Source organism: Paenibacillus sp. SAFN-117 (genome assembly GCF_051966115.1).
GTDB lineage: Bacteria > Bacillota > Bacilli > Paenibacillales > NBRC-103111 > Paenibacillus_L > Paenibacillus_L residui.
Window position 1 is genome coordinate 75,527 of record NZ_JBQCLK010000021.1, and the last position, 13,746, is coordinate 89,272.

General features: G+C 51.3%; 12 protein-coding genes. 5 read left to right on the forward strand and 7 right to left on the reverse strand.

Annotated features, from left to right (window positions below):
- Positions 1 to 32 precede the first annotated feature (32 nt).
- Complete coding sequence (gene polA, locus ACTHRH_RS14970; RefSeq protein WP_440416315.1) at positions 33 to 2,678, reverse strand: DNA polymerase I; 2,646 nt, start codon at positions 2,676 to 2,678, stop codon at positions 33 to 35.
- A gap of 140 nt (positions 2,679 to 2,818) precedes the next feature.
- Between polA and ACTHRH_RS14975 the strand changes: the two genes are divergently transcribed.
- Positions 2,819 to 3,568 (forward strand): HAD family hydrolase, encoded by a 750-nt coding sequence (locus ACTHRH_RS14975; protein WP_144932132.1) that lies wholly within the window; start codon positions 2,819 to 2,821, stop codon positions 3,566 to 3,568.
- Positions 3,569 to 3,578: 10 nt separating this feature from the next.
- Here ACTHRH_RS14975 and phoU read toward each other — a convergent pair whose 3' ends face one another.
- The 5 genes from phoU to ACTHRH_RS15000 all read right to left on the reverse strand — a co-directional run bounded on the left by phoU (position 3,579) and on the right by ACTHRH_RS15000 (position 8,193).
- The gene (gene phoU / locus ACTHRH_RS14980; protein ID WP_144932134.1) at positions 3,579 to 4,238 is read right to left on the reverse strand and encodes a phosphate signaling complex protein PhoU; all 660 of its coding nucleotides are present in this window, start codon (positions 4,236 to 4,238) and stop codon (positions 3,579 to 3,581) included.
- 34 nt (positions 4,239 to 4,272) lie between these two features.
- On the reverse strand, positions 4,273 to 5,034 hold the full coding sequence (gene pstB / locus ACTHRH_RS14985; protein WP_144932136.1) for a phosphate ABC transporter ATP-binding protein PstB: 762 nt from the start codon (positions 5,032 to 5,034) through the stop codon (positions 4,273 to 4,275).
- Positions 5,035 to 5,037: 3 nt separating this feature from the next.
- The gene (pstA, locus tag ACTHRH_RS14990; RefSeq protein ID WP_150959528.1) at positions 5,038 to 5,898 is read right to left on the reverse strand and encodes a phosphate ABC transporter permease PstA; all 861 of its coding nucleotides are present in this window, start codon (positions 5,896 to 5,898) and stop codon (positions 5,038 to 5,040) included.
- Entirely contained in the window at positions 5,895 to 6,737 is an 843-nt protein-coding gene (gene pstC / locus ACTHRH_RS14995) for a phosphate ABC transporter permease subunit PstC (RefSeq protein ID WP_144932250.1), read from the reverse strand. Before pstC ends, pstA begins: the two co-directional genes overlap by 4 nt.
- A 544-nt stretch (positions 6,738 to 7,281) precedes the next feature.
- Positions 7,282 to 8,193, reverse strand: coding sequence for a phosphate ABC transporter substrate-binding protein (locus ACTHRH_RS15000; RefSeq protein WP_379288662.1), 912 nt, complete (start codon positions 8,191 to 8,193; stop codon positions 7,282 to 7,284).
- Positions 8,194 to 8,401: 208 nt separating this feature from the next.
- Here ACTHRH_RS15000 and ACTHRH_RS15005 point away from each other — a divergent pair, with 208 nt between their 5' ends.
- The 4 genes from ACTHRH_RS15005 (at position 8,402) to cydS (ending at position 12,595) form a co-directional block, all read left to right on the forward strand.
- Positions 8,402 to 9,634 carry a LysM peptidoglycan-binding domain-containing protein gene (locus ACTHRH_RS15005; RefSeq protein WP_440416319.1) on the forward strand — a complete coding sequence of 411 codons (1,233 nt, stop codon included), beginning with the start codon at positions 8,402 to 8,404 and terminating at the stop codon, positions 9,632 to 9,634.
- A 488-nt stretch (positions 9,635 to 10,122) separates the two neighbouring features.
- Positions 10,123 to 11,469 carry a cytochrome ubiquinol oxidase subunit I gene (locus tag ACTHRH_RS15010; protein ID WP_144932144.1) on the forward strand — a complete coding sequence of 449 codons (1,347 nt, stop codon included), beginning with the start codon at positions 10,123 to 10,125 and terminating at the stop codon, positions 11,467 to 11,469.
- The gene (locus tag ACTHRH_RS15015) at positions 11,466 to 12,491 is read left to right on the forward strand and encodes a cytochrome d ubiquinol oxidase subunit II (RefSeq protein WP_144932146.1); all 1,026 of its coding nucleotides are present in this window, start codon (positions 11,466 to 11,468) and stop codon (positions 12,489 to 12,491) included. The genes ACTHRH_RS15010 and ACTHRH_RS15015 overlap by 4 nt, the downstream gene beginning before the upstream one ends.
- 5 nt (positions 12,492 to 12,496) lie before the next feature.
- Positions 12,497 to 12,595, forward strand: a complete 99-nt coding sequence (cydS, locus tag ACTHRH_RS15020) for a cytochrome bd oxidase small subunit CydS (RefSeq protein WP_440416322.1) — start codon at positions 12,497 to 12,499, stop codon at positions 12,593 to 12,595.
- Between the two features lie 129 nt (positions 12,596 to 12,724).
- On the opposite strand, the gene ACTHRH_RS15025 is transcribed toward cydS, so the two are convergent.
- Entirely contained in the window at positions 12,725 to 13,714 is a 990-nt protein-coding gene (locus ACTHRH_RS15025; protein ID WP_440416324.1) for a Gfo/Idh/MocA family protein, read from the reverse strand.
- Positions 13,715 to 13,746 lie beyond the last annotated feature (32 nt).

Here is a 13,746-nt window from a genome sequence, read left to right on the forward strand (position 1 = left end):
CCTCAACACCGGGGCGATTGCCACCCGGCCGGCTACTTGGCCTCGTACCAGTTCCTTCCGCAGCTTACATCGGCCCGCAGCGGTACGTCCAGATTAATCGCTTTTTCCATCATTTCAGGAACCAGCTGCTTCATAGTCTCCAATTCATTATCAGGCACCTCGAACACCAGCTCGTCATGAACCTGCAGCAGCATGCGGCTGGCCAGCTTCTCCCGCTTCAAGCGGTCGGCGATCTGGACCATGGCCAGCTTGATAATATCCGCTGCCGTCCCTTGGATCGGCGTGTTCATGGCGGTGCGTTCCGCGAAGGAGCGAAGATTGTAGTTGGACGCATTAATTTCCGGCAAATAACGGCGCCTCTGGAGAAGGGTCGTTACGAAGCCGTCCTTGCGGGCTTTCATTACAATCTCTTCCATATATCGGCGAACCCCCTGGAAGACGGAAAAATACTGCTCGATAAACCGGGCCGCTTCCGCTCGGGTAATATCCAAATTTTGCGATAGTCCGTAATCGCTGATTCCATATACAATTCCGAAATTAACGGCCTTCGCAGAGCGGCGCATGTTGGAATCCACGTCTTCCTCAGCAACTCCGAATACGTCCATTGCCGTCTTGGTATGAATGTCCATATTATGATGGAAAGCTTCCATCAGCTTCTCGTCCTGCGAAATATGAGCGAGCACCCGCAGCTCAATCTGCGAGTAGTCGGCCGCGAGAATAGACCAGCCGGGTTCCGACGGAACGAAGACTTTACGGATTTTGCGGCCTTCCTCCAGCCGGATGGGAATGTTCTGCAGGTTCGGGTATTGGCTGCTGAGTCTGCCGGTGGCTGCAATCGTTTGTTTATAATAAGTGTGAATTTTTCCGGTCTGTTCGTTAACTTCTTTTAACAGCCCCTCAATATAAGTTGACTGGAGCTTGGCCAGTTGGCGGTAATTAAGCAAATGCTGCACAATTTCGTGGCGCGAAGCCAGCTTCTCCAGCACTTCCGCATCGGTGGAATAACCGGTTTTCGTTTTTTTGATCACGGGAAGCTGCAGCTTGTCAAACAGAACCTCGCCCAGCTGCTTGGGAGAGTTGATATTGAATTCTCCTCCGGCCAAGTCATAGATGGTCTTCATTAAATCCTGGATGCGCTCATTCAGCTCGACCCCAAGCGTCCTCAGCTCTTCCGAGTGTACGAGAATTCCTTGCTTCTCCATCCCGGCCAGCACGGCGGACAGAGGAAGCTCAAGCTCATGGAACAGCTTGGCCATCTCGCTGTCCTCCAGAGCTTTCTCCAGAACCGGGGTTACCCTGGCGATCACTTCCGCTTTGCGCCCAAGATGGTTATTCAGCGTCTCCGAATCCGGCAGCTTGAATTTAGCCCCCTTGCCGTACACCGCTTCGTCTTCCTTCAGCACACCGACGGAAAATTTGGAGGCAATAGCGGCTAACGTATGGCTCGCTTCCGTCGGATCCAGCAAATAACCGGCGAGCTGCACGTCGAACGAGCAGCCTCGCAGCTCTATGCCTTGCCAGGACAGCGCCACATCCGCCCGATGCACATCGTACGATGCCACCTTCTTCGAAGGGTCGGACAACCAAGCGCGAATCGGCGCCCCTTCCTCCGACAGAATCACATCGAGAGGAGCATAATAGGCGGTCTCTCCGTCATAGAAGGAAATGCCGACCACTTCCGCATAATGCGGATTGTCCCCGATCACTTCCACATAGATGGCGCTTACCGTCTTCAGCTTGTCCGCGAAGGCAGCGGCGGCTGACGTATCCACCCATTGGCATTCAAGCTCCTCAGCCGGCTCTTCTCCCGCTTCCTCGGCGGTGAAATCCATCTTATCCAGCAAAGATTTGAATTCCAGCTTCTGGAACATAGAAGCGAGTGCTTGTCCCTCGCTTCCGGAGTACGCCATCTCGTCCAAGGTCAACTCCATCGGGACCTCCCGGAAGATGGTGGCCAACTCCTTGCTCATCCGGGCATCCTCCGCATGAGTCTTAACCTTCTCCTGCATCTTGCCCTTCAATTCGTCCGCATGGGCAAGCACTTCTTCCACACTGCCATATTGATGAAGCAGCTTGAGCGCGGTCTTCTCTCCCACACCGGGAATTCCCGGTATATTATCGGAGGAATCGCCCATCAGACCCTTCAAATCAATAATTTGCAGAGGCTTAAGACCGTACTTCTCCTCAATGGCTGCAGGATCGTACAATTCTACCTCGCTTATGCCCTTGCGCGTCAGGGCGATAGTGACCTGCGGGGATGCCAGCTGCAGCATGTCCTTATCCCCGGTAACTACCAGCACGTTAATGCCCTGTTCATCCGCTTGACGGGTCAGGGTTCCGATAATATCGTCCGCTTCGTATCCTTCCAGTTCAAATTGAGTGATTCCGAAGGCTTGGAGCAGCTCTTTGAGCAGGGGAAACTGCTCGGACAGCTCAGGCGGCGTCTTCGCTCTTCCGCCTTTATATTCTTTATAATCTTTATGTCTGAACGTAACCTTGCCGGCATCGAAGGCGACCATGAAATGCGTCGGCTGCTGCTCCTCGATCAATTTGAGCAGCATGGTCGTAAATCCGTAGACGGCATTGGTGTGCAGTCCGCTCGAATTGGTCAACAAGGGTAAAGCGTAGAAAGCGCGGTTGGCAATGCTATTACCATCAATTAATATTAATTTGCTCATGCGCACACACCCCATTATTCATTCTTATTTCATCATAGCATACGATAGACAGGGCATGAAAGCGGCAGGATAAATTAGTTGAAGCCCGCATAGGGATAGAGTGAGCAGTTACAAAATTCGACGCCCGAGGTGAACGTTAATTGAAACGTTTATTTACGCCGGAGAGGAAGAGGGTCATCTTCTTCGATATGAATCAAACCTTGCTTGACCCCGACTCGGCCTATAACGAAAGCTTCATCGAAGTGCTGCAGGAATACACAGACCGTTGGTTTTCCGTTGAGAGAGATGGGATAGCCAGGCAGGCGCTGGCGAAGTTTCACTCCGAATACAAATCGAGAGCCGGCTCCAAAAAACGTACCTCCGCTTCCCGTCTGCAGTTAAGGCAAAGCTCTCTTGCCGCTGCTTTGAAACCGCTCCCTCTCCCTCAGGAGCCATCCTTTATTCAATCCTTGCTGCAGCGGATCGACGCAAGAGCGCAGCAATCGCCCAAGCTGTTTCCGGGAGTTCTCGATACTTTGGAATACTTGGCTCCCCGCTATCGGCTGGCCATCATCAGCAACGGCCGGCGAGAGAAGCAGGAGCGGCATTTAACCGCTCTCGGGCTGGACAAATTTTTCCCTCCCGAACACTTATTCACTTCCCAGCAGAAAGATAAGCGCAAGCCCCATGCGGCTATCTTCGTCCATGCCATGCAGGCTATGAAGGTCACTCCCAAACAGGCGCTTATGGTCGGGAATTCATGGCCCAACGATGTAATCGGTGCGCTCCGTGCCGGTATGGATGCGATCTGGTTAAATCCCGGGCATAAAGACAAAAGCTCCCTCAGAAAAATAGGGAGCAAAAAAGTAGCCGTTATTCGTAAACTCGAACAATTGACAGTGCTGCTGTAATCTGACCGGATTACAAATTGAGATCTTTGCGCTTGCCGGTGACCAGATAAATGACTCCTTCTCCGATATTGGTCGCATGATCGGCTACCCGTTCCAAATAATTGGCGACCAGAAGAAGGTGGATCCATTGCCGGTTCGATGAAGGTTCCTTGCCCAGCATGCCGGTAATTTCCTGGAGCATGGAGCTGTAGATATGGTCGACAACATCATCCTGCTCGGCCAGGGCGGCCGCACGCTGGATATCTCTCTCGGTAAAGGCCAGCAAGCTGTCCTTGACCATCCCCATGGCGGCTTCGGCCATCCTTGGAATGTCGACGAGCGGTTTGACCAGCTTCTCACCGGACAATCGAAGCGTAACCTTGGCGATATCGACCGCATGATCGGCAATCCGTTCCAAATCGATGGCGATCTTCAGCGTCATGCCAATAATTCTTAAATCCGTAGCCATAGGCTGCTGCAGGGCGATAAGCCGTAAACAGCGCTCTTCAATTCTCATCATCATATCATCGATCGAATCGTCGCGGCTCACAGTCTCCTTCGCTTTCCGCTCATCCAGATCGGTCAAGGATTGAACAGCCTGTTGGATCTGCTGCTCGACCTCGTTCCCCATCTTCATCAGATATCGCTGCAATTCAGCCAACGATTGCCGGTAATTCGGGCGAGTATCCATTTCTTCTCCCTCCTAAATTTCCTCCGCCGGTCCTTTAGCCGAATCGGCCAGTGATATAATCTTCCGTACGCTGATCTCCCGGGGCCGTAAACATTTTGTCGGTTTTGTCCGTCTCCACCAAATACCCGTTCAGGAAAAATGAAGTATAATCGGAAATCCGGGCGGCCTGCTGCATGTTGTGAGTAACAATGATAATGGTGTACCGTTCTTTCAGATTTTGCGTCAATTCTTCCACCTTCAAGGTGGAAATCGGATCGAGGGCCGAGGTCGGCTCATCCATCAACAGAACGTCCGGTTCCACTGCCAGCAGACGGGCAATGCACAGCCTCTGCTGCTGTCCTCCGGACAAGCCCAGCGCGGATTTGTGCAAACGGTCCTTGACCTCATCCCATAGAGCCGCCTGCTTCAGACTGCGCTCCACAATTTCGTTAAGGACAGCCTTCTTCTTCGTTCCGTGAATTCGCGGTCCATAAGCCACATTATCAAATATGCTCATGGGAAAAGGATTCGGCCGCTGGAAAACCATCCCCACCCGCTTGCGCAAGGAGACGACATCGGTGTCCGGCGAGTAAATATTACGGCCGTCAACCTTGACTTCCCCGGTTATTTTGACGCCCTCAATAAGGTCGTTCATCCGGTTCAGCGTCCGCAGGAAGGTGGATTTCCCGCAGCCGGAAGGCCCGATCAAGGCACAAATCGAATTTTCCGGAATGTTCATTTCAATATCGTACAAAGCCTGGTTTGTTCCATAATGCAAATTTAATCGTTCCACTTTGATTTTCTCTGTTTGACCCACCGGTTATTTCCCTCCTGACAGCCTTTTTTGCAGTATTCGGCTTGGAATGGCTATGAGCAAATTAAATACCAATACGATAATTACGAGCAGCGCGGCGCTCGCTTTAGCTATTTCTTTAGCATCCGGAGCGAGCGAGCTGGAACCGGAATACCACAGATGAAGCGCCAAGGTTTCCCCCATCACCAACGGGTTGAAATCGGGAAAGGTTCGCGAAACCGACAGCCCCGCTGTATAGATCAATAACGCGGTTTCCCCAAGCGCCCGGCCCGATACAAGGGTAATCCCGGTTATAAGCCCGGGCAGGGAAGCCGGGATAAGCACCTTGCGGATCGCCTGCCAGCGTGTGGAGCCTAACGCCAGCGAGGCTTCCCAGTAGGATTCCGGGACGGAACGAATGGCTTCCTCCGTCACCCGCACCAATACGGGAAGGTTCAGCAGCGACAGTGTAAGCGCCCCCGCCAGGATGGAAAATTTCAGACCCATCAGGCTGACGAACAACAGCGCCCCGAACAGCCCGAAGACTATCGACGGAACAGAGGACAGTGCCTCGACGGATATGCGGACCAGCTCCGTAAATTTATTTTTCTTAGCGTATACGGCCAGGTATATTCCGGCTCCGACCCCAATCGGGAGCGAGAACGCCAGAGACAGGAACAGAATGTAGAACGAGTTGAACAACTGGGGACCTACTCCCCCTCCCGCCGTCATTTCCGAAGGCTTGCCGGTCACGAAGCTCCAGGAAATATGAGGCAGCCCGTCACCCAGAATCCGAATCAGAAACCAGGCCAGAATGGCAACGATCACGATCCCCATCACCCAAAAATAGACGGTCGCAATACGATCGGTTGTTTTGCTAAGCTTCAACGCAGTTCACTCCTTTTGGCGACGACTCGGATAATGATGATCAGCAGCATGGAAATGACGAGCAGGACCAGCGCCATCATATAGAGCGCGTTGTTCCAGGCCGTGCCGTAGAACGTGTTGCCCATATCTTTTACAATCGCGGTCGTCAATACGGTTGTGGAATCGAGCAGCGATCCGGGCATTTTCGGCGAGTTTCCGATGACCATGAAGACGGCCATAGTTTCTCCGATGGCCCGCCCCATTCCGAGAATAATGGCAGTCAGTATCCCCGGCCTGGCTGCGGGAAGCAGCACCTTCCAGATGGTTTGCCAGCGGGTGGCTCCCAGCGCCAGGGACGCCTCTTCCAGCCTGCCCGGCAAGCTGCGGATAGCATCCTCGGAGATGGATAGAATAGTAGGAAGGATCATGACGGCCAGAATAATAGCTGCAGGCAGTATACCGTATCCCGCACCTCCGAACGTTTTGCCCAGGAAAGGAACGAGCACCGTCAGTCCGATCAGTCCGTATACGACCGATGGAATTCCGACAAACAAGTCGGCTGCCGGCCTCATCAGTTCCCTCATCCATTTCGGAGCGATCTTGGCCATGAACACCGCTCCTGACAAGGCAATCGGCACGGACAGGATGACCGACAGCAGAGTCAACAGCAAGGTGCTGAACAGGAAGGACAGAATACCGAACTTGGGAGTATCCGATAACGGACTCCAGTCCGTAGACAGAAAAAGCTGTGCGAAAGAGACATCTTTAAACACCTGTGTTCCTTGAAAGCCTACGAACAATATAATTGAAAAAATGATAACGGAGACTAAAGAAGCGCTAACGATAAACAGCCACCTCATCACCGTGTCCTTACTGTTCTGGTTATGGGTCCAGCGAGCCGTGCCGCCGCTCTCCGGTGTAACGGACTTAACCTCCTCCAACTTGTCCTCTATTTTGTAAGCCAAATGATAATCCCCCTTCGTACATCTCGATCAGATGTCCCGGCAAATCTTTTTTTCAAGTAATTTCATCATAAGGGAACTATGTTAGAGGAGAATCAAGCTTTTGTTAACGCATTGTAAAAATGAGCCCCAACCCTCTCTTTGTTTCGCCGCTGCCCTTCAATCTTTATGAAATATATAAAAAAAAGCTTCCAACGTATCCCTATAATCCCCCACAAAGTGACGCGCAGCCTTCGAAGCTTATTCCGGGTACTTTGCGGGGAGCCCTGTAAAATATCCCACAAAATGACGCATGGCCTTCGAAGCGTATTCCGGTACTTTGCGGGGAGCCCCGAACTTTAAAAAAGGCTGCCATAACAGGAATTGCTCCTTCATCAAAACAGCCAAACGATCCTTCACAAAAGAAGAACCGTTTGGCCTGAAAGTTTCGGAATGATCGCTATTATTTCAACAGGTTGGCCGGCAGAAATCCAAGCTTCTCCACCTTTTCATTCTGGAATTCATCGCTCATGATATAATCCAGGAAGGCTTTCGTGGCTCCTTCCGGCTGTCCTTTCGTATACATGTGCTCCTCTCCATAAAGCTTATAGGTGCCGTCCTTGATAGTCTCTTTGGAAAACGCGACGCCGTCGATTTTCAGAGCCTTGACCTGATCGTTTAAGTAAGGTGTATCAACATAGCCGATAGACGCTTCGGTCGAAGCAACCGCTTCTACGACCGTCTTGCTGGAATCCTGGGTAACTCCCTCTTTGGAAAATTCCTGCCCGTCGAGAATCAGCTTGCGAATGATTTTACGGGAACCGGAGCTGTCCTGACGGTGAACGAGCACGATTGGCTTGTCCTCCCCGCCAACTTCCTTCCAGTTCGTGATTTTCCCCATGTAAATGTCCGCCGCCTGCTGCTTCGTCAAATTGTCGACCGTTACGTCCTTATGAACAATAAGTGCGAACGGAGCGATCGCTACGATATGATCTACCAGAATATCTTTATACTGCTCGTCGGCCTCTACGTCCGAATTTCCGATATGCGACGTTCCGTCCGCCACATTCTTGACTCCGGTTCCGGAACCTCCGCCGGTCACGTTGATGGTTACCTTCTCATGCTTCGCCATAAAATCTTCCGCCGCTTGCTTAACGAGGGGCAGGAGAGCCGTTGATCCGGAGGAAGTCACCATGCCGCTGATTTCCGGATTTTTATCCGGCTCATTCGCTTGTGCCGTTGCCGTCGGGGATGGGCTTGGATTCGCTCCCGCGTTACCCGCCGGTTCTTTGCCGCCGCATCCGGCCAATAATCCTACTGCCAGGACGGCAGATAAAGCCAAGCTTAAACCTTTTTTCGTCACCTTTTTAAACATTCATGAGTCCTCCCTTTTTAAAAATGCTCTTCGTTCTTAACAATTCCATCGTAACAACGGTTTGTTAATGGAAAACAATCGTTTCGTTAAGCGAATGTAAAATCTTCTGGCAAGCCCAAATGGGCGGGCGATTGAACCAGTTCATGAATTCGCACATATAATGGCCTATATTTAAAAAACAAAAAGAAATGATTGGGAGGATCGATTCATGAGTGCTTCATTTGAGTCATCGACGACACAAGGTTTTGACGAAAGACAGTTTTTCCCGTTTTTCAGTCCGTTCTTTTTTCCGCGCCGCTTCTTTCCATTCTTCTTCCTGACCCCGTTCTTCTTCCCGTTTTTCCGTGAGGACGATGAGAGGAATGAAAGCTTCTACACTCAGCATATGTGTGAAGACGGAGACACCTTAGGAAGGCTGGCGGAAACCTACAACGTTCCGGCACAAATCATTAGCACGATGAACCCTCATCTTAAAGGTTCACAGACTTTAAGCGCCGGTCAGGTCGTAGGCATCCCCAAACTTCACAGCATGCATACCGAGACATTATATAAGGAACAAACGGCACCGTACTCGGCGATGTCCAACGCACCTGCACAGGTGATGCCTTATCAGGCGGCGCCGAATATCGGTCCGCTGCAAACCGGCGGGAAGTCCAAATCCCCGGGTTATCCCGGACTTCATGGCCTTGCCGAAGAGGGAGGCTTCCATCCTTATTCGATGCCCTATGAAACATATGGTGCGCCTGGATACACCCCTACCATAATGCCGTATGGTCAAGAGCCGGATGATTTCGGCCATCACAATGTGATGCCGTTCTCCGCTAACATGCAGGCCGCCGGCCAGCCCAATATCATGCCGTTCTCCGCTAACATGCAGGCCGCCGGCCAACCCAATGTCATGCCGTTCTCCGCTAACATGCAGGCGGCAGGTCAGCCCAATGTCATGCCGTTCTCCGCTAATATGCAGGCCGCAGGTCAGCCCAATGTCATGCCGTTCTCCGCTAACATGCAGGCTGCCGGCCAATCCAATGTGAAGCCTTACTCGGCTAACATGCAGGCCGCCGGGCTTCCCAATGTGATGCCGTACTCGGCTAACGTGCAGGCCGCCGGGCTTCCCAATGTGATGCCGCACTCGGCTAACGTGCAGGCCGCAGGACTGCCCCATTTCATGCCGTACGAGGCTAACGTGCAGGCCGCAGGACTGCCCCATTTCATGCCGTACGAGGCTAACATGCAGGCCGCAGGATTGCCCAATTTCATGCCGTACGAGGCTAACATGCAGGCCGCAGGACTGCCAAACGTTATGCCCTACGGACTTGGCGCCCATGCGGAATCCAAATCCGGTAAAACGGCCTTTGGATTGGGCGAGGAAGAAATTTCATCGTTCCAGCCTTTCGGCACCCCTACAATTTACGAATCCGACAAAAAACGTTCGGAATAAGCGTTTATAAATCGAGTGTCAATAAACGGCCTGCAATCTTCGCATGCACTGACAAAAGCAAAGAAGCCAAAGGTTTCCCCCGGCTTCTTTGCTTTTCCTTGTTCCCGTACATCTGGTGGAACCGACCGACTATTTCTGTTGCGCCTATGGACAAGTACCCGTCTCCAGTGAAGACATTCCCCGGCATCAATGACACTTGCCAATCTGCTTCCGAATACCTGTGTCACCAAGCTGCCATGCAATATTCATCAGTTTGTAAACAAGTTGACATGAACTCCTCACAATATATGTGAAAAAGATCACACTTTTCGGCTTAATATATAGATAAGAGGATTAATTCTGGCTAATGGAAAGGAAGAAGCCGAATGAACCATTATAAAAAACAGGAAAAAAAGCTGATCGTACTGTGCATCATCACCGCTTCCGTTATGCTGCTGGCCTTATTGAGAAGATTATTCTGACCCTGACGGGAGAAAGGAGTTCACGCCATGTTTGCAAATGATCCGGCTTTATACAGCAGAATTCTTACGGCTTTAACACTCGGTTTCCATATTATATTCGCAACGGTCGGCGTCGGGGTGCCTCTTATGATCGCTCTTGCCGAGTGGACGGGCATCCGCCGCAAGGACCCCCATTATATTTTGCTTGCCAGACGCTGGGCCCGGGGATTTGTCATTACGGTAGCGATCGGCGTTGTAACCGGAACAGCTATCGGGCTGCAACTGAGCTTGCTGTGGCCGAGCTTCATGCAGGTTGCCGGCCAGGTTATTTCTTTGCCGTTGTTCATGGAGACATTTGCTTTCTTCTTTGAAGCGATTTTCTTAGGAATTTATCTGTATACATGGGACAGGTTCAAATCCCGCTTCACTCATTTCCTGCTCGTCATTCCGGTTGTCATCGGTTCTTCTGCTTCGGCTTTCTTTATCACGACCGTCAATTCGTTCATGAATACACCGCAAGGGTTTACGCTTCAAGACAACAAGCTGGTGGACATTCAGCCGTTGGCGGCCATGTTCAATCCGGCCACACCGACTAAGGTCTCCCATGTCCTGTCGTCCGCCTATATGACCAGCGCTTTTATTCTCGCTGCGATAGCGGCTTTCTCCCTGTTGAAGAAACGGGATCACGTCTACTATAAAAAAGCATTAAATCTGACGATGACAGCGGCGTTTATTTTCTCCATTTCGACGGCGGTGATCGGTGATTTCTCAGGTAAATTTCTCGCCAAATACCAGCCGGAGAAGCTCGCTGCGGCCGAATGGCATTTTGAAACTATCGAAAAGGCTCCCCTCATATTAGGGGGTATTCTCACGGAAGATAATCAGGTCAAATACGCCATTGAGATTCCTTATGCTCTCAGCATACTGGCTCATGGCATGCCGAACACCGAAGTGATCGGCTTGAACGATTTTCCGGAAGACGAGCGCCCGCCGCTCTATATTCACTATTTGTTCGACGGAATGGTTATGATCGGCGTCTTCCTCGCCTTGATCTCCTGCGTTTATATGGTTCTGCAGTACAAAAAATCGTGGAACCCGCATCGCCGTACCTTGCTGAGGCTCATCGTGGCCAGCGGCCCGTTAGCCATCCTGGCTATCGAATTCGGCTGGATTTTCGCGGAAGTCGGACGTCAGCCCTGGATCTTGCGAGGATATATGAAAACGGTGGAAGGAGCTACGACATCCGAGCACGTAGGAACTATGCTTATATTGTTCAGCTTATTGTATCTTGTACTGGCTATAACCTGCATTAAGGTACTGAGAAAGCTGTTCCGTAACCACCCGGCTGAGAAAGAGCTGGAGGAGGGCGCGGCAGAAGGAGGTTATCTTCAATGAGCTACGAAGTTGTAGGGATAACCGTTTTGTGGATTTTTTTGTTCGGATATCTGATCGTGGCTTCCATCGATTTCGGGGCCGGCTTCTTCAGCTATTCCAGTATGATTACGGGCAAGAGGCATATTATCCAAGGGGTTATTGAACGCTATTTATCTCCCGTATGGGAAGTCACCAATGTGTTTCTCGTCTTTTTCTTCGTTGGCATTATCGGTTTTTTCCCGGACACGGCTTATTATTTCGGAACGGCTCTGCTGCTTCCGGGAAGCATCGCGATTATTCTGCTGGCTATTCGCGGATCTTATTACGCCTTCGGCACCTACGGAGCCAGAAACAGCCGGATTTACGCCTTTCTCTATGGCGCTACGGGGCTTCTTATCCCGGCCTCGCTTTCGACCGTGCTGACAATCTCCGAGGGAGGCTATATCTCCGTAGTCGACGGAAAAATTACTTTCCTGTACAACAAGCTGTTCCTGAGCCCTTATTCATGGGCCGTCGTGATGCTGGCCATCGTAAGCGTCTTGTATATCTCGGCAACATTCCTGACCTATTATGCTTCCAGAGCGAAGGACGATGCCGCTCTTGGCATCCTGCGTAAATACGCCCTTGCCTGGAGCATGCCGACGATACTTGCCAGCCTGTTCGTTTTCTTCTTTATCAGCCAACACAATCCGGAGCATTTTAACAGAATGGTCGATCTGTCGTGGATGTTCGTCCTATCGTTCCTTTGTTTTCTCGTCGTTTTCTTCTTTCTGTGGAAAGGGCGCAGGTATGGAACGGCATTTATCTTTGTCATCCTGCAATACGCCTTCGCTTTCTTCGGATACGGGGCGGCCCACTTGCCTTACCTGTTGTATCCTTACATTACGATTTACGACGGATTTACTAACGAAACGATGGCCATTGCCTTGATTGTCGCCTTCATTGCCGGATTGGTTCTGCTCATTCCATCGTTGTTCCTGATCATGCGGTTGTTTCTGTTCGACAGCAAATATGTGCAAGGAAAAACCTCGAAGAAAGGATGATTGGGATGGACTTCTTTCTAATCATGATCGCGCCTCCTCTGGTGATTGTCATTTCTATTATCATCTTGTTTCTCTGGGGGCCGCATTTAAAACCTAAAGAATAAGTAACTGCAGGAAAACCGGCCTTAGCCTGACGGCAGGGCCGGTTTATTATTTTGAGTTTATAGTGTCGTATCAAGCGCATGTGCTCCCAAATCGATTAACGCGCCGCGCCGCTTACTGCTAAGCCGACATCATTTAGCGGTATCATTCAGGTAAATGCGGGTCCGCTCCTCATTGGCACGAAATAATGCATCCATTATCGTCATTTGCTGGATGGCATCCTCGACGGAATAAGGAACGGGACGGCCGTTCAATATGGCATCGGCAAAGCCTTCGACCTGATGGACATAAGGCTGAATCCTGTCCGAAGTCCACTGGCGTTCCATACCGGAATACTCCGCGGTCAGAGTGACGCTCTCCGGTTGAACGCGGGAATTCAACGATAGTCTTCCCCTCGTTCCATACAGCTCGAAGCCGGAGCCGTTGGCCATATCGAAGGCAGCGCTGCAATGGGCGACTCTCCCGTCGGGATAATACAAGGTGCCGATAAAACGGGTATCCACTCCGGTAGAAGACATGACCATATGACATTCAACCGCTTCCGGCTCTGCCCCCATCAGAAAGCGGCTCCAAGCTATCGGATAGCAGCCTATGTCATACAAAGCGCCTCCGCCCCATTCGCGCACCCAACGGGTGCTGTCCGACGGAGCCATAAATGAGAAATGGCTGCACATCATTCCGAGATCGCCGATAACTCCTTCTTCAAGCAAAGCTTTGACACCATGATATGCTTCCTGAAATCGCCAAGAATGCGCTTCCATGATCTGCACTCCGTTAGCTTTGGCAGTGTCGGCGACTTGCTTCGCTTCCCGTGCATTTAGCGTGAACGGCTTCTCCAGCAGCACGTGCTTCCCCGCTTGCAGCGCCTCAATCGCCCATTCTTTATGTAGATGATTTAATAAAGCAATATAGACCGCATCAATGTCCGGGTCTTCGATCAATTCCCGGTAGCTGTTGTACCGGTGTTCGAGCCCGTATTTCTCCGCGGCCTCCCGCCCCGTTTCGGCATGGCGTCCGGCTATGCCTACCCATTCGCTATTCGCGGCCTTGTGAATGGCCACTCCCGCCTTGGAAATAATCTTACCGGTTCCCAGTACACCCCATCGCAATTTACGCATCATCACGGCCTCCTCTATTTAAAAATACCTTCAAC

Coding starts and splice junctions, on each gene's coding strand:
- polA (WP_440416315.1), bottom strand. CDS start 2,678: ATGAGCAAATTAATATTAATTGATGGTAATAGCATTGCCAACCGCGCT.
- phoU (WP_144932134.1), bottom strand. CDS start 4,238: ATGGATACTCGCCCGAATTACCGGCAATCGTTGGCTGAATTGCAGCGA.
- pstC (WP_144932250.1), bottom strand. CDS start 6,737: ATGAGGTGGCTGTTTATCGTTAGCGCTTCTTTAGTCTCCGTTATCATT.
- ACTHRH_RS15000 (WP_379288662.1), bottom strand. CDS start 8,193: ATGTTTAAAAAGGTGACGAAAAAAGGTTTAAGCTTGGCTTTATCTGCC.
- ACTHRH_RS15005 (WP_440416319.1), top strand. CDS start 8,402: ATGAGTGCTTCATTTGAGTCATCGACGACACAAGGTTTTGACGAAAGA.
- ACTHRH_RS15010 (WP_144932144.1), top strand. CDS start 10,123: ATGTTTGCAAATGATCCGGCTTTATACAGCAGAATTCTTACGGCTTTA.
- ACTHRH_RS15015 (WP_144932146.1), top strand. CDS start 11,466: ATGAGCTACGAAGTTGTAGGGATAACCGTTTTGTGGATTTTTTTGTTC.
- cydS (WP_440416322.1), top strand. CDS start 12,497: ATGGACTTCTTTCTAATCATGATCGCGCCTCCTCTGGTGATTGTCATT.
- ACTHRH_RS15025 (WP_440416324.1), bottom strand. CDS start 13,714: ATGATGCGTAAATTGCGATGGGGTGTACTGGGAACCGGTAAGATTATT.